22 protein-coding genes and 1 pseudogene are annotated in these 24,215 nt (G+C 68.6%); 10 read left to right on the forward strand and 13 right to left on the reverse strand.

Annotation, left to right across the window (positions count from 1 at the left end; genetic code table 11):
• Positions 1 to 141 precede the first annotated feature (141 nt).
• On the forward strand, positions 142 to 633 hold the full coding sequence (locus tag DIE06_RS30950; RefSeq protein WP_124614831.1) for a flavodoxin family protein: 492 nt from the start codon (positions 142 to 144) through the stop codon (positions 631 to 633).
• Between the two features lie 651 nt (positions 634 to 1,284).
• Entirely contained in the window at positions 1,285 to 1,944 is a 660-nt protein-coding gene (locus DIE06_RS30955) for a ProQ/FinO family protein (protein ID WP_124664683.1), read from the forward strand.
• Positions 1,945 to 2,206: 262 nt separating this feature from the next.
• Here DIE06_RS30955 and DIE06_RS39205 read toward each other — a convergent pair whose 3' ends face one another.
• Positions 2,207 to 2,332 carry a hypothetical protein gene (locus DIE06_RS39205; RefSeq protein WP_260433825.1) on the reverse strand — a complete coding sequence of 42 codons (126 nt, stop codon included), beginning with the start codon at positions 2,330 to 2,332 and terminating at the stop codon, positions 2,207 to 2,209.
• A 402-nt stretch (positions 2,333 to 2,734) separates the two neighbouring features.
• Between DIE06_RS39205 and DIE06_RS30960 the strand changes: the two genes are divergently transcribed.
• Positions 2,735 to 3,793, forward strand: coding sequence for a DMT family transporter (locus DIE06_RS30960; RefSeq protein WP_124664684.1), 1,059 nt, complete (start codon positions 2,735 to 2,737; stop codon positions 3,791 to 3,793).
• Positions 3,794 to 4,050: 257 nt separating this feature from the next.
• On the opposite strand, the gene DIE06_RS30965 is transcribed toward DIE06_RS30960, so the two are convergent.
• The 6 genes from DIE06_RS30965 to DIE06_RS30990 form a co-directional block, all read right to left on the reverse strand.
• A complete protein-coding gene (locus DIE06_RS30965; protein WP_124664685.1) occupies positions 4,051 to 4,476 on the reverse strand; it encodes a molybdopterin-binding protein in 426 nt (141 codons plus the stop codon).
• A 179-nt stretch (positions 4,477 to 4,655) separates the two neighbouring features.
• Positions 4,656 to 6,152: an efflux transporter outer membrane subunit gene (locus DIE06_RS30970; protein ID WP_124664686.1), complete on the reverse strand. Its 1,497-nt coding sequence runs from the start codon at positions 6,150 to 6,152 to the stop codon at positions 4,656 to 4,658.
• Positions 6,149 to 7,117 (reverse strand): HlyD family secretion protein, encoded by a 969-nt coding sequence (locus tag DIE06_RS30975; protein ID WP_124664687.1) that lies wholly within the window; start codon positions 7,115 to 7,117, stop codon positions 6,149 to 6,151. The genes DIE06_RS30970 and DIE06_RS30975 overlap by 4 nt, the downstream gene beginning before the upstream one ends.
• Before the next feature lie 2 nt (positions 7,118 to 7,119).
• A complete protein-coding gene (locus DIE06_RS30980; RefSeq protein WP_124664688.1) occupies positions 7,120 to 7,332 on the reverse strand; it encodes a DUF1656 domain-containing protein in 213 nt (70 codons plus the stop codon).
• 34 nt (positions 7,333 to 7,366) lie between these two features.
• Positions 7,367 to 9,517: an FUSC family protein gene (locus tag DIE06_RS30985; protein WP_124664689.1), complete on the reverse strand. Its 2,151-nt coding sequence runs from the start codon at positions 9,515 to 9,517 to the stop codon at positions 7,367 to 7,369.
• A complete protein-coding gene (locus DIE06_RS30990; RefSeq protein ID WP_124664690.1) occupies positions 9,514 to 9,993 on the reverse strand; it encodes a MarR family winged helix-turn-helix transcriptional regulator in 480 nt (159 codons plus the stop codon). Before DIE06_RS30990 ends, DIE06_RS30985 begins: the two co-directional genes overlap by 4 nt.
• 137 nt (positions 9,994 to 10,130) lie before the next feature.
• Between DIE06_RS30990 and DIE06_RS39210 the strand changes: the two are divergent.
• Positions 10,131 to 10,275: pseudogene (locus DIE06_RS39210) on the forward strand (alkene reductase); the annotation flags it as partial.
• A gap of 36 nt (positions 10,276 to 10,311) precedes the next feature.
• Here the strand turns inward: DIE06_RS39210 and DIE06_RS38525 are convergent.
• Positions 10,312 to 10,449, reverse strand: a complete 138-nt coding sequence (locus tag DIE06_RS38525; protein ID WP_185733512.1) for a hypothetical protein — start codon at positions 10,447 to 10,449, stop codon at positions 10,312 to 10,314.
• Positions 10,450 to 10,630: 181 nt separating this feature from the next.
• Here DIE06_RS38525 and DIE06_RS31000 point away from each other — a divergent pair, with 181 nt between their 5' ends.
• Positions 10,631 to 10,918 carry a DUF1330 domain-containing protein gene (locus DIE06_RS31000; protein WP_124664691.1) on the forward strand — a complete coding sequence of 96 codons (288 nt, stop codon included), beginning with the start codon at positions 10,631 to 10,633 and terminating at the stop codon, positions 10,916 to 10,918.
• Positions 10,919 to 10,937: 19 nt separating this feature from the next.
• Here the strand turns inward: DIE06_RS31000 and DIE06_RS31005 are convergent, their stop codons facing one another.
• Positions 10,938 to 12,638, reverse strand: coding sequence for a dihydroxyacetone kinase family protein (locus DIE06_RS31005; RefSeq protein ID WP_124664692.1), 1,701 nt, complete (start codon positions 12,636 to 12,638; stop codon positions 10,938 to 10,940).
• 347 nt (positions 12,639 to 12,985) lie between these two features.
• Here DIE06_RS31005 and DIE06_RS31010 point away from each other — a divergent pair, with 347 nt between their 5' ends.
• Positions 12,986 to 14,206 carry a collagen-like triple helix repeat-containing protein gene (locus tag DIE06_RS31010; protein ID WP_124664693.1) on the forward strand — a complete coding sequence of 407 codons (1,221 nt, stop codon included), beginning with the start codon at positions 12,986 to 12,988 and terminating at the stop codon, positions 14,204 to 14,206.
• A gap of 186 nt (positions 14,207 to 14,392) precedes the next feature.
• Here DIE06_RS31010 and DIE06_RS31015 read toward each other — a convergent pair whose 3' ends face one another.
• The gene (locus tag DIE06_RS31015) at positions 14,393 to 15,511 is read right to left on the reverse strand and encodes a sigma-54-dependent Fis family transcriptional regulator (RefSeq protein WP_124664694.1); all 1,119 of its coding nucleotides are present in this window, start codon (positions 15,509 to 15,511) and stop codon (positions 14,393 to 14,395) included.
• Between the two features lie 515 nt (positions 15,512 to 16,026).
• On the opposite strand from DIE06_RS31015, the gene msuE reads away from it, so the two are divergent.
• Entirely contained in the window at positions 16,027 to 16,587 is a 561-nt protein-coding gene (gene msuE, locus DIE06_RS31025) for an FMN reductase (RefSeq protein ID WP_124664695.1), read from the forward strand.
• A 28-nt stretch (positions 16,588 to 16,615) separates the two neighbouring features.
• Positions 16,616 to 17,722, forward strand: coding sequence for a dimethylsulfone monooxygenase SfnG (sfnG, locus tag DIE06_RS31030; protein ID WP_124664696.1), 1,107 nt, complete (start codon positions 16,616 to 16,618; stop codon positions 17,720 to 17,722).
• A 178-nt stretch (positions 17,723 to 17,900) separates the two neighbouring features.
• Here sfnG and DIE06_RS31035 read toward each other — a convergent pair whose 3' ends face one another.
• Positions 17,901 to 18,548 carry a LysE family translocator gene (locus tag DIE06_RS31035; protein ID WP_124664697.1) on the reverse strand — a complete coding sequence of 216 codons (648 nt, stop codon included), beginning with the start codon at positions 18,546 to 18,548 and terminating at the stop codon, positions 17,901 to 17,903.
• A 106-nt stretch (positions 18,549 to 18,654) separates the two neighbouring features.
• Between DIE06_RS31035 and DIE06_RS31040 the strand changes: the two genes are divergently transcribed.
• Positions 18,655 to 19,506 (forward strand): LysR substrate-binding domain-containing protein, encoded by an 852-nt coding sequence (locus DIE06_RS31040; RefSeq protein WP_124664698.1) that lies wholly within the window; start codon positions 18,655 to 18,657, stop codon positions 19,504 to 19,506.
• Between the two features lie 22 nt (positions 19,507 to 19,528).
• On the opposite strand, the gene DIE06_RS31045 is transcribed toward DIE06_RS31040, so the two are convergent.
• Positions 19,529 to 20,419 (reverse strand): LysR substrate-binding domain-containing protein, encoded by an 891-nt coding sequence (locus DIE06_RS31045; protein WP_124664699.1) that lies wholly within the window; start codon positions 20,417 to 20,419, stop codon positions 19,529 to 19,531.
• A gap of 153 nt (positions 20,420 to 20,572) precedes the next feature.
• Here DIE06_RS31045 and DIE06_RS31050 point away from each other — a divergent pair, with 153 nt between their 5' ends.
• Positions 20,573 to 23,626, forward strand: a complete 3,054-nt coding sequence (locus tag DIE06_RS31050; RefSeq protein WP_124664700.1) for an FAD-binding and (Fe-S)-binding domain-containing protein — start codon at positions 20,573 to 20,575, stop codon at positions 23,624 to 23,626.
• Positions 23,627 to 23,857: 231 nt separating this feature from the next.
• Here DIE06_RS31050 and DIE06_RS31055 read toward each other — a convergent pair whose 3' ends face one another.
• Positions 23,858 to 24,160 carry an XRE family transcriptional regulator gene (locus DIE06_RS31055; protein ID WP_124664701.1) on the reverse strand — a complete coding sequence of 101 codons (303 nt, stop codon included), beginning with the start codon at positions 24,158 to 24,160 and terminating at the stop codon, positions 23,858 to 23,860.
• Positions 24,161 to 24,215 lie beyond the last annotated feature (55 nt).

Consider the following 24,215-nt stretch of genomic DNA (forward strand, 5'->3'; position numbering starts at 1 on the left):
GCAGGCCTCATCCGCCACCTCGAAGACAGCGCCTTCGACAACCGGGGAACGCGGGCTCGGGCACACGCGTCGACGTAGTCCGTTTGAGCCGTACCGATACGTGCGGCGGGCGTATTTGAAACCGAATGCGAGCGAACACCGATGAAGACGCTGTTGATCGTCTATCACACGATGACCGGAGGCACGCAGCAGATGGCCGAGGCGGCCGCGGGTGCCGCACGCGAGCAACCCGGCGTCGACGTCAGGTTGCAGCGCGCGGATGCGACGAACGCGGACGACGTGCTCGCCGCCGACGCCTACCTGTTCGCGACGCCGGAAAATCTCGCCGCGATGTCCGGGCTGATGAAGGATTTCTTCGATCGTTGCTACTACGCGGCGCTCGATCGCGTGAACGGCCGCCCGTATGCGGCGATGATCTGCGCCGGCAGCGACGGACAGAACGCGCTGCGCCAGATCGACCGGATCGCGACCGGATGGCGGCTCAAGAATGTGGCGCCGGGCCTGATCGTCTGCACCCATGCGCAGACGCCGGAGCGTATCCTCGCGCCGAAGACGATCGACAGCGAGGATCTCGCGCGCTGCGCGGAGATCGGTGCGGGTCTCGCCGCGGGGCTAGCGCTCGGCGTGTTCTGATTAGCGACGATCAAGCGGGCCGAAGCGGAGCCGCAGTCGCGCGCGACGACCGGAGTGCGACGCCTGCCGTGCCGCGTCGATCCGGCGCTACCACGCATTTTTCGATGCCGTCGTCCGATCTACGATCGATGCGGACGCAACGAATAGAATGCCGGCGGCGATCGATGCACACTCCACCACGTCGCGCGGATCGAATGCGCAAGCCTCGACTTGCGGACAGCGTGAGTCGGCCGGCATCCATGTCCTTGCTGTCCGTACCATCGCTCGTCATTTCGCAGTGTGGAATAGCCGATACGTTGCGTGACCCCGCGCACTGAAGTGTGAGGGTGCGGAAAGCGACACTACGTAACGCGAGTGTCGATACCTGTCGAAAACGTCGCCATAATGCGCAACACGACCGCGCGGACGCCTTGACTGCGCTCCGGATCCGTCAAATCCGAACCGGTGAGTCAACCGACTGCCGCGCGTACCGGTATACTTCCACTCCTGCCTTTGTCCGGCATCGTGGCCGGGTGCCTGAAACAGTGATGGTGGCGATGCGGCCCCGCAATGATCCGCATCGGTGGCAGACGCGCCGCAGGCGATGCGGCGAACGCCGATGTGCGGAATGGCCGCACGAACCACACCTTATATTCCTGGTGGATTGAATTTATGGGTTTTGAACAACTTGCCGAATTGCGAGCGCAACTCGCAGCAAAGGCGAAGCAGGAGCGCAACGCGAAGCGACCGGCTACGCAACCGGACGCAGGCGCGAAGCCTAAGTCGAAGTCCGGCGACCGGCCCGCTCGCGGGGCCAAATCGGGTGCCGGGGCCAAAGCGTCGTCCGGCGCGAAGCCCGCTTCGGCGAAGCCGTCGACGCCGGTCGATCCGGTCATCGTCGCGATCGGCAAACTGCAGCGCCGGTTCCCGCTCGCGTTCCCGAAGAATCCGGCCCCGAAGGTGCCGCTGAAGGTCGGTATCTGGGACGACCTCGCCCGCGAGGCGCAAGCCGTCGGCCTGAGCGAAGCCGAACTGCGCGAGGCGATGTCCACGTGGTGCCGTGGCAATCGTTATTGGTCGTGTCTCGTCGAAGACGCGGTGCGGGTCGATCTGCAAGGTAACGAAGCCGGGCGCGTGACGCACGACGACGCGGCGCGTGCGCGCCGGCTGAAGTCGCGCCGTCCGGGCAACAAGGGCGGCGCGCAAGCAGCGAAGGGCGCACCGCAGCAGCCCAAGGTGGAAGCGCAGGCCGACGCGCCGCAGCCGGCGACCGCGGAAGCACCGGCCGACGCAGCACCGCAGGTCGAGCAGCAAGCGGCCGCGAGCGAGTAACACGCGATGCGTCGCCGCGCGACCGCGCGGTGACGGCCTGTCTGCACCGCGCAGGCAGCGCATACACGACAGACCGACCTGTCCCCGCCCGGGGCAGATCGGGACTGCCTCCGCTGGCGGCACAGCCAGTCAGTCTCACCCCATCAGCATCGAACTGCCAATCGAACCGACGACGACAGCGCGTCGGCGGACGCGGTTTGCGCAACGTATCGCTCATGCCGAGCGAGCAGGGCGACCGGGTATCGAGGAGAGGCGGCGTGCATCATGAATTCACGGTGCCGTCCGACCCGGAGCACGCTTCGTAGGCGAGCGTCGCGCGCGACTTCGCATCGATGTTCGCGGGCAGATGGTCGACGCGTGCGCCATCGGGTGAGTGGCCGACGTACATTCATTTGTATCCGGTCTTAATAATTCGTTATCCTGATGTAATGGGATTGTAGATAAAGACCGGATTCGCACCCACGCGAATATGTGTCACGTGAGTTGTTGTCAGGCGCGAAGTGCGGCCGTATTCGAGGGACCGACGTGTGATGTCCGGACGCGTCGCCGCATCCGCCCGCTTGTCAGTTGGCGACCCGTAACACAAACGCGATAATCTCCCCGGCACGAATCGCCGGGCCGACATGCATTGCCGACAGCGCATGACGCGACAGGTACCTGAAAGCCTGCGCAACTCGTCCGACGTTCCCCGAAATCGAAAGGCACCGGCAAGCCGTACGCGTCACCGCATCACACAAAACCTGCCGATTCCATACGCCAAACGCCAAACGCCAAACGCAAAGACCGCATCATGAACCCGAGACATTCCGCGATTCTCGTCGCGCTCACCGCCGCCGCGTTGTTCGGCGCCGCGACGCCGCTCGCCAAGGCACTGATCGGCGCGATGTCGCCGTTCATGGTCGCCGGCCTGTTCTATCTCGGCAGCGGGATCGGCCTGGGCGTCGGGATCCTGCTGCGCGGGCTGCGCCGCCGCGCGCCGGCCCAGGACGCCGCGCCGCTGCAACGCGCGGACCTGCCGTGGCTCGCCGGCGCGATCGCGGCCGGCGGCGTCGCGGGTCCGGCGCTGCTGATGCTCGGGCTGTCGAGCACGCCGGCCGCGACGAGCGCGCTGCTGCTCAATCTCGAAGGCGTGCTGACGGCGGTCATCGCCTGGGTCGTGTTTCGCGAGAACGTGGATCTCCAGGTGTTTCTCGGCATGGTCGCGATCGTCGCCGGCGGCACGCTGCTGTCGTGGGTACCGGGGCGCGCGGGCGTGCCGGTCGGCGCGCTGCTGATCGCCGGCGCATGCCTGTGCTGGGCGATCGACAACAATTTGACCCGCAAGGTCGCCGCGAACGACGCGATGGTCATTGCGTGCGTGAAAGGCCTGGTCGCCGGGCCCGTGAACATCGGCATCGCGCTCGCAACCGGCGCGGCGCTGCCGGCCGTTCCGGCTGCGGCCGCCGCGATGCTGACCGGCCTCGGCGGCTACGGGATCAGTCTCGTGTTGTTCGTCGTCGCGCTGCGCCATCTCGGCAGCGCGCGCACGGGCGCGTATTTTTCGGTGGCACCGCTGTTCGGCGTCGTGCTGTCGTTGCTGATCTGGCCGGCGCTGCCGTCCGTCACGTTCTGGATCGCGGCCGCGCTGATGGCGCTCGGCATCTGGCTGCACGTGCGCGAACGGCACGAACACGAGCACGCGCATGAGCGGCTCGAGCATACGCACCGGCATCGGCACGACGAACATCATCAGCACGCGCACGACTTTCCGTACGACGGCGATGAGCCGCACACGCATTCGCACGTGCATCTGCCGATCACGCACAGTCACGCGCATTTCCCGGACATCCACCACCACCATCGACACTGATCGTGCGGTACAGGTGAACGACGCGCGCTGCGTGCGATGCGCATCGCAAGGTAACCGTTTATGGGGCCGTCGTTTCGTGTCCGCCGCGCCGCTTCGGTGTCGATCGCCCCGGACAGCAGCGATTGCAAGATGCGTTCATGCGCGGGCCCGAGCGCGGACGTCGTCGTGTGCGCCTGCACGCAGGCCGGGCATTGCGCGCCGCTTGCCGGCGCGGCGAACGACGGGCTGTCATTGCACTCGCTCAGACGAACAGGCGATCACTCGACCCCGACGATCACGCTCGACGCCTTGAAGATCGCGGACGCGGCCTTGCCGCTCGCGAGGCCGAGACGATCGACGCTGTCGTTGGTGACGATCGCGACGATTTCCGCGCCGCCCGCGGCCTTGACCACGACTTCCGAATTGACCGCGCCCTTCGCGATCGACGACACGGTGCCCGCGACGCAGTTGCGGGCCGACACCTTGCTGCTGTCGACGTCCACCATTACGATCACCGACGATGCCTTGACGAGCGCGAACGCCTTCGAGCCGGCCGCGATGCCCAGCGACGCGACGCTGCCATGTGTGATCACGGCGACGATATCGAGGCCGTCCTGGGTACGCAGCGTGACTTCGTCGTTGACGGCACCGGGCTTGACGGCGTCGATCTGACCGGCGAATTGATTACGGGCGCTGGTTCGCATGATGACTCTCCGGGAAATGGGTCGCCGCGGTGGGCGGCGAGCGAAGGACGCAAACTGCGGACGAGTTTACCGGCAATGCAGGTGATGCGCGACGTCGGCATCGACATACCGGACATGCGAAACCACGCACGATGGTGCGGGAACAGCAGGCACGTCGTGCCCACCGTGCCGGCGCGCGCTTACTTCACAGCGGCCGACGCTGCGGCCGCTGTGCCCGTCGTCGTCTGCTGCGCCGCAGCGGCCGCGGCATCGCCTTCCCATCCGCCGCCGAGCGCGAGGAACAGCTTTACCTGGTCGGCGGCGACTTGCCCTTCGGCCGCGGCGACCTGCGCGCGCACGCTCGTCAGCGTGCGTGTGGCATCGAGATCCGAGATGAACGACTCGCGGCCGGCCGTGTAGAGCCGGTGCGTTTCGTCAGCGGAACTGCGCGCCGATTCGTAGGCCGTGCGCAGCGCATCGGTGCGCTGCACGTCGGCAGCATAGGTCGCGAGGCTCGACTGCGTTTCGCGCAGCGCGTTCAGCACGACGCCGTCGAAATGCGCGAGCGCGCCGCCGGTCGCGGCTTCGGCTTCGCGCACGCGCGCGCGCTGGCCGTTGACCGGGAACGACCAGCTGATCAGCGGTCCGAACGACCAGCGATTCGTGGTGGACGAGAACAGGTCGGCGGCAACGCCGACCGAGCCGGCCGACGCGCCGATGCTGACCGACGGATACAGCGCGGCGGTCGCGACGCCGATCCGCGCGGTCGCGGCGGCGAGCTGACGCTCGGCTTCGCGAACGTCGGGACGGCGGCGCAGCAGCGCGGCGCCGTCGCCGATCGGAATCGGCTGGCGCAGTGTCGGCAGCCGGTCGCATTCGGCGACGGCCTTCGGCAGGTCGGCCGGCGAGCGCGCGAGCAGCGCGGCGAGCTGGTATTGCGCGATCTTGCGGCGGCCTTCGAACCGCGGGATGTCGGCGGCGAGCGTGCGCACCTGCGTGACGCCGCGCGTCACGTCGGTCTGGTTGCCGCGCCCTGCATCGCGCAGCCGTTGCGACAGCTTCACGCGCTGCTGCTGCAGCGCGAGCGACTGCTTCGCGATCGCGAGTTCGTCGCCGGCGGAGCACGATTCGACGTACGCGCGCACGACCTCCGCGACGACGGTGATGCGTGCCAGGTCGGCGGCGGCCTGCACGGCCTCGCTGTCCGCGCGCGCGGCCTCGACGCCGCGCCGCAGCTTGCCGAACAGGTCGAGCTCGTACGATATGTTGATGCCGACCGCGCCTTCGTTCACGACCGGCAGCTTGTTTTCGAGCAGATACTGCTCGGCCGATTCCTGCGCGCGCTGCACGGCCGCTTCCGCGCTGCCGGAGAAGCCGCCCTGTTCGTTCGCGACTTCCAGCGCCGCGCGCGAACGCGCGAGGTTGGCCGCGGCGACGCGCAGGTCGGTGTTCGATTTCAGCGCGTCGCGCACGAGCGTGTCGAGCACGGAATCGTCGTACAGCTGCCACCAGTTGCCGGACACCGCGTCGCGCGAGACGAGCGCGCCGTTCGCGTCGTCGAGCGCATGGTTCGCGAGCGGCGCATTCACGTACGCCTGCTGCGGCAGCGTGTAGTCGGGGCCGACGGACTTGCACGCGCCGAGTGCGAGCGCGAGCGGCGCGAGCGCCGCAGCGAGGCGCAGGCCGTGCCGCTTCATTGCGAGGCTCCCGTCGCGCTCGCAGCCGCGGGCGCCGAAGCCGTTGCCGTCGCCGTCGCGGAAGCGCCGGCTGCCGGCTTCGCCTTGTCGTCGCGGCGCGTGTCGGTGCGCATCGCAACGGTCGCGGTGCGGCCGGCGATCATCCGGAAGTCGTCGGGCACCTCGTCGAGCACCACGCGCACCGGCACGCGCTGCGCGAGCCGCACCCAGCTGAATGCGGGGTTCACGTTCGGCAGCAGGTTCGCGCCCTGTGTGCGGTCGCGATCCTCGATCGCGGCGACGATGCTCTGCACGTGGCCGCGCAACGGATGCGGCTCGCCCATCACGACGATGTCGACCGGCTGGCCGATATGAATGCCGCGCAGCTTGGTTTCCTCGAAGTAGCCGTCGACGCGGAACGAGTTGCGGTCGACGACCGACAGCACCGCGCGGCCGGCCGGCACATATTCGCCGACGCGCGGCGCGCGGTCGTTCAGGTAGCCGTCGACGGGGCTCACGATCGTCGTGCGCTGCAGGTTGACCTTCGCGGTGTCGAGCGACACCTGCGCATCGGCGGCGGCGGCTTCGCCCTGCTCGACGCGCGTGCGGCTTTCCTCGACCTGTTCGCTGGCGACCAGGTTGCCGAGCTGCAGGTTGCGCGCATATTCGCGCTTCGCCTGAGCGAGCGTCGCGCGGCGCTGCGCGAGCGTCGCTTCGGCGAGCCGTTCCGCGAGTGCGTAGCGGGCCTGGTCGATCACGAACAGCACCTGGCCGCGCTTGACTTCCTGGTTGTCGGCGACCTGCACCGCGGTGATGAGCCCCGACACGTCGGGCGCGACCTGGATCACGTCGGCGCGCACGTGCCCGTCGCGGGTCCACGGCGAGAACATGTAGTAGTTGATGATCCGCCACAGCACGAGGGCGGCCACGACGACGACGATCAGGGTGAGCAGGATCTGCCCTGCCGAGAGCCAGTTTTTTTTCACGGTTAGCCAGCCACGAGATGGTGAGACACGATGACGACTGCGGCAAGCACGAACACGTAGATGCCGAGGTCGAAGATCGAACGGTGCCAGACGAGGCGGTAAAAGCCGACGCGTTCGAGCAGCACGCGCACGACGATGTTGATCAGGTAGGCGATCAGCATCAGCACGAGCGGAGCCGGCACGAATACGCCGAAGATGTCGATTTCGCCGATCATGGTCGCGGTCGGAAAGACAGGTTGGAAAGCAGGATCATGCGCGCGCTCCGTCCGGTGCGGCTTGCGGCGGCTGCGCGGACGCGGCCGGGTACAGCGACAGGCGCAGGCCGACGAGCGCGTGCAGCGTATCGCGCAGCCAGCGGTGCGTCGCGGGCGTGGTCGGCGCGGCGGGTGCTTCGGGCGTCGTGGCGTCGTCCGCCGGCGCGGAGGACGGGCCCGGCAGGTTGCGGCCGGCCACGCGCTGCAGCGCGTCGTCGATCGACGCGAGCAGCGCCGGCGGCGCGGGCTGGCGCGCGTTCGCGGCCGCGCAGCGCGTGTAGTGATCGGTGACGCCGGCCAGCACGCGGTCGATCGCGTCGGGCACGTCGCCCGTCAGCTTGCGGCGCGAACGGCGCAGGTCGAGCGCGTTCAGCGCGATGCGCAGGTCGCGGAAGCTCTCGATCGACGGATGGCGGTGGTCGTCCGACGCGCCGAGGCGCGGCAGCAGTTGCGTGACGCGATCGAGCATGCGCGATGCATGGTTGCGCTGGTCGTCGAGCGGCTGCGTCGACGCGGAGCGCGCGACGTCCTCCCAGCCCGAGCGCAGCAGGCGCCGCACCGCGAGTTCCGCGCCGAACGGACGCGTCGCGCGCGTCCACACGTACGCGAACAGCAGCCCGGCGACGCCCGCGAGGTTGCTGTTCAGGAACACGAAGAAATCGGCCTCGTATGCGCTCTGGATGCTGATGAAGGTGGCGGTGTTCACCGCGACCAGCATCGTCACCATGTTGAACTGCGGGCGCGGCAGCAGCGTGCCGATCAGGATGAACGGCCCCGCGAACATCAGCACGAGCATCGCGAAGTCGTGCACGTGCGGCAGCACGACGAACAGGTACAGGCCCGCGAACACGACGCTCGCGGTGGTGGCCAGGAAGAACCTGAACACCAGCGGCGCGGGCTCGTCGAGCGCCGCGAAGAAGCTGCACGCGACCGCGACGAGCGTGACGGCGCCGGCGCCGTCGTGCCAGCCGGACTGGATCCACAGCCAGCATGCGAACACGATCGCGCCGACCACGGTCAGCGTCGAGAACAGCATCATCCCGCGATCGAAGAAGCGTTCGGTGCCGCCGAGCCGCCAGTGCCGGTAACGCGGCTGCCAGACGCCCGACTCGTTCGCGATCAGCGCGCGCAGCGAGCGGCAGTCCTGCCAGATGTCGATGACCTGGTGCAGCCGCCACAGCGCGTTCGACAGCAGCGCGCCTTCCCAACTCGTCAGCGCGCTGTCGGGCGGTTGCAGCGACGCGATGCGCGCGCGCAGGTTGTCCGCGACCGGGTCGTCGGCCATCTCGCCGTCGGTCACGGCCTTCACGGCCGGCAACGGCGCCTCGAACCACTTCGCGGCGTCGGCGAGCAGCGCGTCGAGCGCCGGCGGTCGCACGTGCAGGTCGCGCATCAGCGCGATCAGCGGATCGGCGAGCGACGACATCAGCGGCAGGAACAGCTGCATCCGGCCCGCGAGCGCCTGCGCGCGCGCGAGCACGCGCGGATGCGCGTGGTCGTAGCTCAGCTGGCTCAGCAGGAATTCGAGGCCGGTGATGGTCGCGGCGAGGCGTTGCCGGCACGCGGACAGCGCCTTGCCCGCGAGGTGCCCGGACAGCGTCTCGCGGCCGTAGAACGCGGCGTCCTTGAACCATGCGTCGGTGCGCTCGATCAGCGTCGGCGCGAGCCGGTTCGGGAACACGGCGCTGCCGACCACGCTCGCGCACACGATGCCGAGCACGATTTCCTCGGTCCGCGCGATCGCGACGTCGAAGATCGTCGACGGATCGGTCACCGTCGGCAGCGCGACCAGCGGCATCGTGTAGCCGGCGAGCATGAACACGTAGCTGCGCGCGGTGCGGTCGGAGATCGCGAGGTAGAGCAGCGTGCCGCACCACGTCGCGACGATGATGCTGAACAGGAACGGCGTCTCGACGAACGGCGGCACGAACAGGATCGCGGCGGCCGCGCCGAGTGCGGTGCCGAGCGCGCGATACAGCGCCTTCGAGCGCGTCGCGCCGACGAAGGGGTTCGACACGATGTAGACGCTCGCCATCGCCCAGTAAGGGCGAGGCAGCTGGAAATACAGGCCGAGGTACAGCGCCAGCATCGACGCGGCGAACGTCTTGCCCGAGAACAGCCAGTCGCGAAGGCTCGGATAGGTCATGACGCGGAATCGGCGGGGTGGGGCGGACGCGACGCCGGATGCTGCGCATCGGCCGCGTTGAACGCGTTCAGGACGCGCAGCGTCGCTTCGAGATCGGCGCGCGTGACACCCTTGAGCACCTGGGCGCGCAGCACGCGCAGGTCTTCTTCCATCTTCGCGGTGACCGTGCGGCCGGCGGTGGTCAGCGAGATGGTTTTCGCGCGGCGGTCGTGCGGATCCTCGTCGCGGCGAGCGAGGCCGGCCGCGCACAGCTGGTCGAGCAGGCGCACGAGCGATGGCCCCTCGATGCCGACGTGTTCGGCGAGCGTGCCCTGGCGCACGCCTTCACCGAGGCGGCCGGCGATCAGCAGCGGTGTCGCGCAGGCTTCGGACACGTTGTACGCGGTCAGCACGGCGTCGCTCGTGCGGCGCCACTTGCGCGCGGTAAGCACCAGCAGGCTGCTGACGGCGAGGCGAAGGTCGTGCAGATTGGTCATGGGCGAGATGATAGGGGCAAAAACATTCGATAGCAAACTATCGTTTTTTGTCACCCTGGTGTCATGCCGCATGCCGGGGCGCCGACCTGCAACGAGCAATTTAGGCGGTGGGCACGGGGCGGGTCAAGCTGTAAGGTCGTGACCGCGCGGCCGACGTGGCGACGGGGCTGGCCGACCTGGAGGGTCTATGGCCAGATGATCCTCGCGAACCCGGATTTCGTCGCCCGGCTGACGCGCGGTGCGCCGATGAACGAGGCGGACCGCAATCCCTTCTACGGCGGTACGACTTCGGCGAGCGGGCGATGCGAGGGATGCCGTTTATGGGAAACCGAAACCGATCGCGCATCGGCCTGCTTGCCCCGGTACCGTCTCGCCGCGCAACGAACACTCGCGCGTCTCGATCACGCCCGCCAGCGCCACCCGCCCGATCGCGCAGGCCGCCATCATGTCGTACACGGGGGATCATCGTGTTGGCGGTCCTGCCGATCCGTGGCGTTCGTTTCCCGGTTCGGGCTTCGGTTCGCGCTCGCAGCCGAATTCGCGGAACATCGGTAAGCTGCGTGCAGCCGCGCGATGTTTCGCCGTGCAGTGCGGCGCGCGGTCATCTCTTTCACGCATCGCATCGGGAGTACGTATTTTGGCTACCTACATTGTGTTTACACGAGAAAGCACGCAGGACCAGCACGAACTGGACATCTATGGGAGCGAGGTGGGCGCCACGCTCGCCGGCCATCCGGTGAAGGTGCTTGCCGCATACGGTCAGCAGGAAACGCTGGAAGGCGAAGGTCCGGAAGGTGTCGTGATCGTCGAGTTCCCGTCGAAGGAGGCCGCGCACGCGTGGTATCACGGCCCCGAATACCAGACGGTCGTCCAGCACCGGTTCAAGGGCGCGCGCTATCGCGTGGTGCTGGTCGAAGGCCTTTGAGCACGGCCGCGCGCGATCTTCAGCCGATGTGCGGCAGCAACGCACGCAGCCAGTGCGCAACCGCCACCGCGCCGCCATCCGGCGTGCCGATCGCGCGCTCGCCGAGATAGCGCGCGCGTCCCGCGCGCGGCGTCATGCCGGCCGTTTGCCGCGCGCCGTGTTCGGCGGCTTCCACGGCGGCCGCCCATGCGCTCGCGGGGGCGCGATCATGATCGAGCGCGCGGTCGAACGCATCGGCGGCCGGCACCAGCGCGTCGAGCATCGTCCGGTCGCCGGCGCGTGCGCCGCCGAGTTCGCCGATCGCATCCACCGCGCTGCGGAAGGCCGCGGCCCAATCACGCGCCGACGGTTCGGCAGCGTCGCCGAGGCGCCGTGATGCGCGCAGCAACGCGGTCGCGTAAAACGGTCCCGAGCTGCCCGCGATCGCGCGGCGCAACGCGGCGCCCAGCGCCGCGAGCGTACCGGCCGGCGTGCCGTACGCGGCTTCCGGCAACGCGAGGATCGCCTGCGCGGCGCGATGCATGCTCGCGCCGAGATCGCCGTCGCCGGCAGCCGTGTCGAGTTCCGTCAGGGTCGCTTCGTGGTCGATCAACGCTTGCGCGACCGCGTGCAGCGCCGGCTGCAGCCGCGCGGCCCACGCCTGACCGGCCGCATCGAGCGGCGGCAGCGGTTGCGCGTGCGCGGATGCCGCGGCCACGCGAATCCGCGCGTTGACGGCACCGCCGCCAGGCCATGCGCGCGCCTGCGTCGGCGCGTCGAGCAGCGCGGAGCGTTCGTCGTTCAGCCGCAGCAGCGAGATCGAGCAGCCGGGCATGTTCAGCGCGGACAGGAACGTGCCGGCCCATGCGCGCGCGACGGTGATGCCGCGCCGGCTCAGGTTGTCGTACGCGGCGCGCAACACGATCGCCAGTTCCATGTCCGGCGTCGCGCCGAGACCGTTGACGAACAGTGCGACGCGTTCGCCGCGATCGAGCACGAGGTCGGCGACGATACTCGACAGCAGCGTCTCGACGAGCGCATCGGCCGGCATCGGCGCGGTGCGTTCGACGCCTTTCTCGCCGTGGATGCCGAGGCCCAGTTCGATCTCGTGGTCGGCGAGGCTGAACCCCGACTGGTCGGCGCCGGGGATCGTGCAGCCGTCGAGCGCGACGCCCATCGTGCCGAGCTCGACCGCCGCATCGCGGGCGATTTCCGCGACGCGGACAAGCGGCAGCCCGCGCGCGGCGGCCGCGCCGGCCAGCTTGTGGATCAGCACGGTGCCCGCGATGCCGCGCCGCTGTCCGCGCTCGACGCGGCCGCGCAACGCTACGTCGTCGGCGACGATCACCGTCTCCACCGGTACGCCCTCGGCGCGTGCGAGTTCGGCGGCCAGCCCGAAATTGAGGCGGTCGCCGGTGTAGTTCTTCACGACGAGCAGCGCGCCGTTCGGGCCGGCGCTCGCGCGGATCGCGGCGAGCACGGCGTCGGTCGACGGCGACGTGAACACCTCGCCGCAGACGGCCGCGCTGAGCATCCCTTCGCCGACATAGCCGCCATGTGCGGGCTCGTGGCCGCTGCCGCCGCCGGACAGGATTGCGACGGGGCGCTGCGACGGCTCGGGCAGCGGCTGGCGGACGAGCACGTGCTCGTCGCCGAGGATCGCGAGATGCGGCGACTGCCGTGCGATGCCTTCGAGCATTTCGCGCACGACATCGGACGGGTGGTTCACGAGCTGTTTCATGGCGACGGTTTCCTGACGGTGGGACGGAGGCCGGCGGCACGCAGGCGGTGCCGGCCGGGCGACGTACTGTGGATCGTAGGCGGCGCGATCGAAAAACGGCGTGCCGCATGGTCAGCGTTACACGTTACGTAACATCGAAGCATTCGTAGCACGAATGTAACGATAACAGCGCCACTCATGGGCCCGGAGCGGGTCGATCGTGATCGCGGGCAGGCGGCGCGTCCCCCGTGCGGATGCTGGCCTGGCGGCTGCGACGCCCCGTTCGTCCGCGCAATGGCATGGAAAATGCTGATTGTTTCCCGGTCCATATTCGAACATTCCATCGCCCGGACCGCGAGGAGACCATCATGTATCGAACCCGCATGTTCACGTCCGCCGCGATGCTGGCCGCCGCCGGCGCACTGACCGCCTGTGGCGGCAACGACGTCACCGCGCCGTCGAGCGTGGCCGCCAGCACCAGCGGCGCGAGCGTCACCCGACCCGGTAACGTGACCGACGGCGGCTGGGGGACCAGCGGCGCGCCCGGCACGAACGGCGTGATCAGCACGGCGGGCCAGCTCGCGATCGCCGTCGGCAATACCGTGGACGGCATGTCGCTGCCCGGACTCGGCAACAACGTGACGCGCAGCGCCGGCGACACGATCTCGAGCGTCAGCACGATCACGCGCGCGGCGTCCAATGCGCTGAGCGACGGTCTCGGGCGGATCGGCTCGACGGCCGATCCGGTCGGCACGACGGTCGCCGGGCTCGGCCAGGTCGTTGCCACGACGGGCAATCCGGTCGCGGGCCTCGCGCAGACGGTCCGCGCGCTCGGCGCGGGGCCGCTGGCGCCGCTCGCGCCGGTCACGACACCCGTCGGCGCGGTGCTCGACACCGTGGCGGGCGGCCTCGGCACGGCGGGCAACACGATCGGCGCGACGCTGGCGTCGGGCGCCGTGCAACAGGTGACGCGACCGCTCAGCTCGGCCGTCACGCCGCTCGTCATCACGGCCGGACAGGCCACGCAGCAGATCGGCGCGACGACGGGTCTCGGGCAACCGGTGGCGGGCCTGCTCGGGCAGGTCGGCGGCGCGCTATCGACGGTGGGCTGGCGGCTGGGGATCCCGGCGCAGCCGGCCGTCGGCCCGGCGAGTGAGATCGTCGGCGCGGCAGGCGGGCTCGTCGGTGCGGTCGGTAACACCGTGACGAACGCGGGCGGGCTCGTCAACCACAACGGCCCGAACGGCATCGCGCCGATTCCCGGTCTCATCGTGAGCCTCGCCGGTGCTTCGGTCGCGACCGTGCAGAGCGGGCCGACGAATGGCGCGACGGGCGGGGCGGGGCCGCTCGGCGGCTTGTTGTCGGGACTCGGCTCGACACCGCTCGGTTCGGTGACCGGCGCGCTCGGCGGCACGGCAGGTGCCGGTGCGGGAAGCCCGCTGGCACCGGTGACGGGTCTCGTCTCGACAGTCACCGGGACGCTTGGCAGCGCGGCGGGCGGCACGGGATCGAGCGCCGGTTCTGCGGCGAATCCGCTGGCATCGGTGACGTCGCTGCTTGGCGGCGTGCTCGGCGGCGTCGGGAAGTAGTGACGCGCCGAGCGGTGAGCGGCGGGGCGGCTCATTACCCGTTGCCCGCTGCTCACCGTGGCGGCGCGGCGCTCCGCATCGCTTGCGGCGGCGGATGACGCAGGTGGATCGTGGCGGGCTCGGCGCGAGCGCTACCCGCATCGCGAAATCGCGGCGCTATATGTCGCTGCCGCCGCGCGCTTCCTGCTATCTGACCGCCGCGATCGCCTTCGCGCGAATCAGCCGCGCCCGCAGCACATTGCGGCTGATGCCGAGCAGTCGCGCGGCCTGGATCTGGTTGCGGTGGCTGAAATCGAATGCGACGCGCATCACCGTGTCCTCGATACGCTCGAACAGGTTCTCGTGCGCCTCGTCGAACAGCGCGCACAGCGCCAGTTCGAGCGCTTCCTGAGCGGGCGCACAGCTCGCCGCATCCCGCGCACCCGCGGTCGTGACCGGCACGCACGACGACGACAGGTTCAGGTCGGTGTCCTGCAGCGCATCGTGGCGGCTCACCAGCAGCGCGTGATGCATCACGTTCTCCAGTTCGCGGATATTGCCGGGCCACGCATGCGCTTCGAGCCGGCGCGCCGCGCGCGGATCGATGCCGCGCGGCCCGCGGCCGAGGCGGCCGCGGTATGCGTCGAGGAAGTGGCGCGCGAGCGGCAGGATGTCGCCGGGCCGTTCGCGCAACGTCGGCACGTCGAGATGCACGACGTTGAGCCGATAGAACAGGTCGCCGCGAAACCGCCCGGCCGTCACCGCCTGCTGCAGGTCGACGTTGGTTGCGGCCACCACGCGCACGTCGATCGGGATGCCCGTGCGCGAGCCGAGCCGCACGACTTCGCGCTCCTGTAATACACGCAGCAGCTTGACCTGCATCGACAGCGGCAGGTCGCCGATCTCGTCGAGAAACAGCGTGCCGCCGTTCGCGGCCTCGAACCAGCCCGGCTTCGCGCCGGTCGCACCCGTGAACGCACCTTTCTCGTGACCGAACAGTTCGCTGTCGACGAGCGTGTCGGAGAGCGCGCCGCAATTCACGGCGACGAACGGCCCGCTGCCGCGATGGCTGAGGTCGTGCACGTGGCGCGCGATCAGCTCCTTGCCGGTGCCGGTCTTGCCGACGATCAGCACGTTCGCGTCGCTCGGCGCGACGAGCCGCACGCGCTCGAGCAGCGCGAGCGAACGCGGATCGACGAATACGTGCGCGCGGGCCGGCGCGTGACGCGCCGGGCGTGTGAGCACGGGCGCGCTGCGCGATTCGTCCAGTTGCGCCGTGACGACACGAAGATTGACCGGGCGCGGCGTGGCGAACAGGGAAGTCATGGCGATGAAGGCGTGAGTCGATCGAACGGGCCGGACCCGCGCCGACGAGCGCCGCGGTTCGGTTGCAGCCCCGGTCAGCAGAGTGTTCAGTGTTTTGCGCCGCCCGGGAAACATCGATTTCTGATATCGAAAGCGGATTTGCTGCGCAGGATGCAATGGCGCGGGCGTGCGCTGTTGTGACAGCGGATTCGATGTCATCGCGTTCGATGCGACGGTGCCCGACTGCTGCGACCGGACGAACGGCGGGCGCGATACTGCTGATTGAGCAGCAGCGCATCAGCAACGCTGTTTCCGTGGGTTCATCGTGTCGCGGCATATCGATGTGATGCGATTCCCGGAATGCTTGTCACGGCTGGCTATTTGGCAGCGGAAGCCGTACCCGGCGGGCGATCGAAGGAAACTTCGTGATGCAGATGATCGGCGCCATCGCGTAGCCGTCGACAATGGCACGCTCCTTGCGAACCCGACACGATATCGGCGCGACTACGCGCGGCTCGACAACGGGAACGCATGGCATGAGCAACACCCTCAACGTCGTCGCCATTTCGGGCGGCTTGCAACGGCCGTCGCGCACGCTGGCGCTGACGAACGCGATCGTCAGCACGCTTGGCGACGCCTTGCCGATCGACACGCGACTGATCGAACTCGGCGAGATCGGCAGCCGCCTGGCCGGCGCGCTGAAGCGGGCGCAGGTGCCGCCCGATCTCGACGCGTTGATCCGCGCGATCGAGACGGCCGATGCGCTCGTTGTCGCGAGCCCCGTGTATCGTGCGTCGTACACGGGCCTCTTCAAGCACCTGTTCGACCTCGTGCATCACGAGTCGCTGGTCGATGTGCCGGTGCTGCTCGCGGCCACCGGCGGCAGCGAGCGCCACGCGCTCGTGATCGACCATCAACTGCGGCCGCTCTTCAGCTTCTTCCAGGCGCGCACGCTGCCGATCGGCGTGTACGCGGCCGAAAGCGATTTCGACCGCTACGAGGTCGCGAACTTCGCGCTGCGCGCACGCATCGCGCTCGCGGTCGACCGTGCGGTGCCGCAACTCCAGCCGCGGGCGATTGCCGCCGTGGCTGCATGACGCGTTTTCCCTTCGATCAGGACCTTTCATGAGCAATCACGAACCTTCGGCCGACGGCGTCAAATTCGCGTACTGGGTGCCGAACGTCAGCGGCGGCCTCGTCGTCAGCACGATCGAGCAGCGTACCGACTGGAGCCTCGAGTACAACCAGACACTCGCGCGCACGGCCGAGGCGGCCGGCTTCGACTACGCGCTGAGCCAGATTCGCTTCACGGCCGGCTACGGCGCCGAATACCAGCACGAATCGGTCTCGTTCAGCCAGGCGCTGCTGCACGCGACGACGAAACTCAAGGTGCTCGCGGCGATCCTGCCGGGGCCCTGGCATCCGGCCGTGGTCGCGAAGCAGCTCGCGACGATCGACCACATTTCGAACGGACGCATCGCGATCAACGTCGTCAGCGGCTGGTTCAAGGGCGAATTCACCGCGATCGGCGAGCCGTGGCTCGAGCACGACGAACGCTATCGGCGCTCGAAGGAATTCATCCAGGCGCTGAAGGGGATCTGGACGCAGGACAACTTCACGTTCAAGGGCGACTTCTACCGCTTCAACGATTACACGCTGAGCCCGAAGCCCGTGCAGAAACCGCATCCGGAGATCTTCCAGGGCGGCAGCTCGCGTGCGGCACGCGACAACGCGGCCAGTGTGTCGGACTGGTATTTCACGAACGGCAATACGCCGGAGAACCTGAAGGCGCAGATCGACGACATCCGCGCGAAGGCCGCCGCGAACAACCATCGCGTGCGGATCGGCGTCAACGCGTTCGTGATCGCGCGCGACACCGAGGAAGAGGCGCGGGCCGTGCTCGACGACATCATCCGGCACGCGCATGTGGAAGCCGTGCATGCGTTCGGCGACGCGGTGAAGGAGGCCGGCCGCGCGTCGCCGGAAGGCGAGGGCAACTGGGCGACATCCACGTTCGAGGATCTCGTGCAGTACAACGACGGCTTCCGGACGAACCTGATCGGCACGCCGCAACAGATTGCCGAACGGATCGTCGCGCTGAAGGCGGTCGGCGTCGATCTCGTGCTCGCCGGGTTCCTGCATTTCATCGAGGAAGTCGAGTACTTCGGCCAGCGCGTGCTGCCGCTCGTGCGCGAACTCGAAGCGCAGCGGCATCGGGCGGTCGCCGCGTGATGCGGGGTGCGGGGTGTGTGACGGTCCGGGGCCCGCTGCGATCGCGCACGATGGCGTGATCGGGTGGGCGCCGTGGCCGGCGATGCGCGTCGCCGGCCACGATGAAGCGCGGCTTTGCGACGGGCGGCGCAGCACGCGCCTGACGTGATCCGCGATCCGCCGCACACCGCGGCGCGCATCACGCCGCGCCCGCCATCCTCGAAGCATCGACGAGCATCTCGACGCCGAGGCCGCCCAGCACCATCCCCATCGCCCAGCGCTGCGCCAGCAGCAGCGCCGGACGCCCGTGCAGGAACTTCGCGATGGCGCTCGAGCAGATCGCGACCATCCCGTTGGCCGACGCGAACGCGGCGATCAGCAGCGAACCGAGAAAGAGCGACTGGCCGAACACGCTGCCTTGCCGGTAGTCGATGAACTGCGGCAGCAGCGACACGAACAGCATCGCGAGCTTCGGGTTCAGCACGCTGGTCGTCGCGCCCATCGCGAGCAGCCGCAGCGGCTGCTCGCTCGGCAGCGCCTTCACCTCGAACGGCGAACGGCCGCCGGGGCGCACGGCCTGCCACGCGAGGAAGAGCAGATACGCGGCGCCGACCACGCCGAGCACGGTGCCCGCATACGGCACGCTCAGGAACAGCGTGGTGATCCCGAACGCCGCGCCGAACATGTAGAACAGATAACCCACCATCACGCCCGCCAGCGAGATCAATCCGGCGGTGCGCCCCTGCGCGATCGAGCGCGACATCACGTAGACCATGTTCGGCCCCGGCGTGACCGCGAGCATCCCGCCGATGACCAGAAATCCGTAGAGCGAGCCTGAAGTGTGCATGGTTGCCGTTTCCTGCGATGAACGTCGATGGGATTCATTGTCCGATCATGGAGGCGGACAGTAAAACGGGATAAACTGAATCGATTGATCAGATTTTCTGAGGAAAATGAAAAAGCTCGATCTCGATGTGCTGGCGATGGTGGTGGCCGTGACGGAGTCCGGTTCGTTCGCGCAGGGCGCGCAGGCCGTGCACCGGTCGCCGTCGGCGGTGAGCATGCAGATCAAGGCGCTGGAAGACGCGCTCGGCAAGCCGCTGTTCATCCGCGACACGCGCAACGTCACGGCGACCGACGACGGCCGCATGCTCGCCGAGTACGGTCGCCGGATGCTGGCGATGCGCGACGAGGCGTGGGCGTCGGTCGTGCGCCCGGAGATCAGCGGCCGCGTGACGATCGGCGTGCCCGACGACTACATCTCGTCGCTGCTGCCGCAGGTGCTGGGCAAGTTCGCCGCGATGCATCCGCGCGTGGAAGTGCGCGTGATCGGCCAGCCGAGCAGCGCGCTGGTGCCGATGCTCAAGGACAATACCGTCGACCTGGCGTGCCTCACGCGCATCAAGGGCGTGACCGGCGAGCTGATCCGGCTCGAACCGCTCGTCTGGGTCGGGTCGCCGAAGCGCAACGTATGGGAAGAGCGGCCGCTGCCGGTGGCCTTTTTCACGCACGGCGGCAGCATGGCGCGCGATCACGCGGTCAAGGCGCTGAACCGGCGGAAGATCCCGTACCGGATGTCGTACGAAAGCCCGAGCCACCTCGGCCTGCTCAGCATGGTGGAGGCGGGGCTCGCGGTCGCGCCGCTGGCTCGCTGCTGCATTCCCGATCATCTCGTGCAGCTGTCGGAAAGCCACGGGCTGCCGCCACTCGGCGAAATGGAGGTCGTGCTCGCGCGCAGCGCGCAGTCCGCGCGCCCGCCGTGCGACTACCTGGCCGAGCAGATTCTCGGCGAATGGCGCACCTGAGCGGCCCGTCGGCGGCCGCGTTTCAGCAGGATTTCAGCAGCCATTCGCGGAACGCGACGAGCGACGGCAGCGTGTCGTTTTCCGGCGGATACACGAGGTAGTAGCTGCGCTGGCTGGTGATCGCGTCGCCGATCGACACGAGTTCGTGGCGGCTCAGTTCGTCTTCCACCAGCACCTTCGGCACGAGGCCGATCCCCATTCCGGCGCGCACGGCCTGGATCAGGTGCGACGTCAGCTCGAAGCTCGGGCCGATCCGCATCTCGCGATGATCGAGCCCGAAATGCGAGAACCATTCGGCCCACGCGTGCTGATTGCTCGTCACGCCCAGGAGCGTCTGCCCGACCGCCCATGCCGGCGCACGCGGGCCGGCCTTGCGGCGCCCGGTTGCGTCGGGGCTCGCGATCGCGATCAGGAACTCGTTGTACAGCCGATGCGCGTGCAGGCCGGGCCAGTCGCCCGCGCCGACGGTGATGGCCGCGTCGAGATCGTCGGTGTGGAAGTCGATGCCGCCGATCCGCGAATGCAGGTGCACGGTGACGCCCGGATGCGCGGCATAGAAGTCGTGCAGATGCGGCAGCAGCCATTTCGAGCCGAAGGTCGGCAAGGTCGCGAGCCGCAGCGTTCCGGCGCCGGCCTGGTGCGACATCGCCTGCAGCGTCGCGCCGCGGATGCGCCCGAGCGCGCCGCTCAGCTCGGCGAAATAGCGCCGCCCGACTTCCGTCAGCTTCACGGAGCGGCCCTCACGCCGGAACAGCGGCACACCGAGCTGATCCTCGAGCGTCTGGACCTGGCGGCTGATCGCGCTCTGGCTCAGCGACAGCTCGTCGGCCGCACGCGTGTAGCTTTCGTGCCGCGCGGCGGCCTCGAACACCAGCAGCAGCGACATGGACGGGGTCAGGCGACGGTAATTCATGAGTTTTATGCAAGTTTTGCCGGGGGAGAATTCGTTTGTTTCTCGCGCTGATTCGCAAGATACTGGATTTCCGGGTTGCGTGGAACCTTGCTCAAAACTCATGGTTATGACCGAGGCAGCGCACCGGCTCCACCCACATTGCACTTTCATCCCATGTCGATCGCTCCGTTGCCCCGTCCCGCCCGCCCGCTCGAGGGCCGTTACCGCGATTTTCTCGCCGCCCTTCAGGCGGCCGGATTCGCCGGTGAAATCCGCGCGGACCATGCGAACCGGACCGTGCAGGCGACCGACAACTCGATCTACCAGCGGCTGCCGCAGGCGGTGATCTGTCCCGCGCATGCGGACGACGTGCGGCTGCTCGCACGGCTGCTGGCCGAACCCGCGCACCGCGAAGTCGCGGTGGCGGCGCGCGGCGGCGGCACCGGCACCAACGGGCAGTCGCTGACCGACGGCGTGGTCGTGGACCTGTCGCGCAACATGAACCGGATCCTGGAAATCAATGCCGACGCGCGCTGGGTGCGCGTGCAGGCGGGCGTCGTCAAGGACCAGCTCAACGCCGCGCTGAAGCCGCATGGCCTGTTTTTCGCGCCGGAGCTGTCGACGTCTAACCGTGCGACGGTCGGCGGGATGATCAACACCGACGCGAGCGGGCAGGGCAGCTGCACGTACGGCAAGACGCGCGACCACGTGCTCGCGCTCGACTTCGTGCTGATGGGCGGCGAGCCGCTGCACAGCCACGCGCTCGCGGACGACGAACTGGAACGCTGCTGCGCGCGGCAGGACCGGGTCGGCAAGGTCTATCGCACCGCGCGCCGGATCAGCGACGAAAAGGCCGCGCTGATCGACGCGAAGTTTCCGAAGCTCAATCGCTGCCTGACCGGCTACGATCTCGCGCACCTGCGCGAACCGGACGGCCGCTTCAACCTGAACAGCGTGTTGTGCGGCGCGGAGGGCTCGCTCGGCTTCGTCGTCGAGGCGAAGCTGAACGTGCTGCCGATCCCGAAGTATTCGGTGCTGGTCAACGTGCGCTACGCCGGCTTCATGGACGCGCTGCGCGACGCGCGCGCGCTGCTCGAACGCAAGCCGCTGTCGATCGAGACGGTCGACTCGAAGGTGCTGATGCTCGCGATGAAGGATTTCGTGTGGAGCAGCGTGGCCGAGTATTTTCCGCAGGACGACGCGCGTCCGACGCTCGGCATCAACCTGATCGAATTCAGCGGCGACGATGCGCAGGACGTCGATGCGCGCGTGCGCGCGTTCGTCGAGCACTTGCGCACCGACACGAGCGTCGAACGGTTGGGCCACACGCTCGCGACCGGCGACGATGCGGTGAAGCGCGTGTACGCGATGCGCAAGCGCGCGGTCGGCCTGCTCGGCAACGTGCAGGGCGAGGCGCGCCCGCAACCGTTCGTCGAGGACACCGCGGTGCCGCCCGAAAACCTGGCCGCATACATCGCCGAATTCCGCGCGCTGCTCGACGGCCACGGGCTGCAGTACGGGATGTTCGGCCATGTCGACGCGGGCGTGCTGCACGTGCGTCCTGCGCTCGACATGAAGGATCCGAAGCAGGCCGCGCTGGTGCGGCCGGTGTCGGACGCGGTGGCCGAGCTCACGCAGCGGCATGGTGGCCTGTTATGGGGCGAGCACGGCAAGGGCGTGCGCTCCGAATATGCGCCGGCGTTCTTCGGCGAGCTGTATCCGTCGCTGCAGCAGCTGAAGGCCGCGTTCGATCCGCACAACCAGTTCAACCCGGGCAAGATCGCGACGCCGCCGGACAACACGCTGCGGCTGCTGAAGATCGACGAGGTGCCTACGCGCGGCGAACACGACCGGCAGATCGACGAGCGCGTCTGGCAGAGCTACGGCACCGCGATGCACTGCAACGGCAACGGCGCGTGCTACAACTTCGATCCGGACGACGCGATGTGCCCGTCGTGGAAGGCGACGCGCGAACGCGTGCAGTCGCCGAAGGGGCGCGCGTCGCTGATGCGCGAATGGTTGCGCCTGCAAGGACAGGCCGGCATCGACGTCGTCGCGGCGGCGCGCGCGCGGCAGCCGTTCATGAGCGGCTTCGTTACCCGCTGGCGCAACAGCCGCGCCGCGCGCAACGGCGAAGCCGACTTTTCGCACGAGGTGTACGACGCGATGGCCGGCTGCCTCGCGTGCAAGTCATGCGCGGGACAGTGCCCGGTCAAGGTCAACGTGCCCGAGTTCCGCTCGCGCTTTCTCGAGCTGTATCACCAGCGTTACCTGCGGCCGGTGCGCGACTACCTGATCGGCTCGCTCGAATTCACGATGCCGTGGATGGCGCGCGTGCCGGTGCTGTACAACGGCCTGATGCGTGCCGGCTGGATGCGCACGCTGCTCGAGCGGCACGTCGGGATGGTCGACAGTCCGCTCTTGAGCCGCTTCGATCTCGCGGCCGTGATCCGGCAATGGGACGTGCGACCGGCCGATCCGCATGCGCTCGCCGCGTTGAGCGATGCGCAGCGCGCGCGCAGCGTCGTCATCGTGCAGGACACGTTCACGCGCTACTTCGACACCGAGCAACTGGCGACGCTGATCGAGCTGGCCGCGCGCGTCGGCTTCCAGGTGTGGCTGGCGCCGCTCGCGCCGAACGGCAAGGCGTTGCACGTGCAGGGCTTTCTTCGTGCGTTCGAGCAGGCCGCGATTCGCAACGCGACGCAGCTGGCCGCGCTCGCGCGCTCGGGTGTCGCGCTCGTCGGCCTCGATCCGGCGATGACGCTCACGTATCGGCAGGAATACCTGAAGGTGACGGGGCTCGCCGACGTGCCGAAGGTCGCGCTGCCGCAGGAGTGGCTGCTGGATGCGATGCCGGAGGCCGGGGCGGGCGCGGGCGGCTTGTCGGCGGTGTATCGGCTGCTGCCGCATTGCACCGAGAAGACCAACGCGCCGGACAGCGGCAAGCAGTGGGCGCAGGTGTTCGCGCGTCGCGGGCTGCGCCTGGCGGTCCAGGCGACCGGGTGCTGCGGGATGTCGGGGACCTACGGGCACGAGGCGCGCAACCTGCAGACGTCGAAGACGATCTATGCGCAATCGTGGGCCGCGCATGTCGATGCGCCGCAAGAGCAGGGTGAAGCGCTGGCGACCGGGTATTCGTGCCGCAGCCAGGTGAAGCGCATGTCCGCGCGACAGCTGCGTCATCCACTGCAGGCGCTGCTCGAGCATGTGCGTGCGGCGGGGTGACGGGGGATGGGCTCGACGCGGCGTGAGAGGGGCGCGTCCGGCCTGTTGCGATGGGAGCGCCGGCGCGATCACACCCGTCGTGCGCGCGATCGGCTCGATGGGCCCGAAAACGCTCGGCCAGTCGCCCGAGCGTATTTCTCACTGAGCGGCAAGCCGCGCGCGACGCGCTTCACGTGCCGCATGCGTGAATCAGGAACTGCTGCAGCGCGGCGGCCGATCGACCGCTGCCGTTCATGAATCGCCGTTTCGGCGCATTGCGGTGCGCGGCTTGCCCGCCGCCGGAAACGCGCCGACGCCGCGCGGCCGTTTCGGCTCGATGCCCGTTTTGCCGATCACGTGCCGGAAATCGATCTCGTGCGCGGCGAGCGCGCCAATGAGGGTCGCGATGACCGCGAGGTGGGAAGGGACGGTGCCCTTGCTCGAATAGTTCGTGATGGAGCTTTCGTTCATCCGGATCAGGCGGGCGAACTCGCGCGCCGTCAACTGCGCTTTCTTCAACTCCTGTTGAAATTCCGCATACGCCATTGCACACATGTCGCTTCGTCTCCGCAAAACCTGAATCGGCCCGCGAGGCGCCGGCGCCGACGGG

The organism is Burkholderia sp. Bp8998 (genome assembly GCF_003854235.1).
In the GTDB taxonomy this organism is placed as follows: Bacteria; Pseudomonadota; Gammaproteobacteria; order Burkholderiales; family Burkholderiaceae; genus Burkholderia.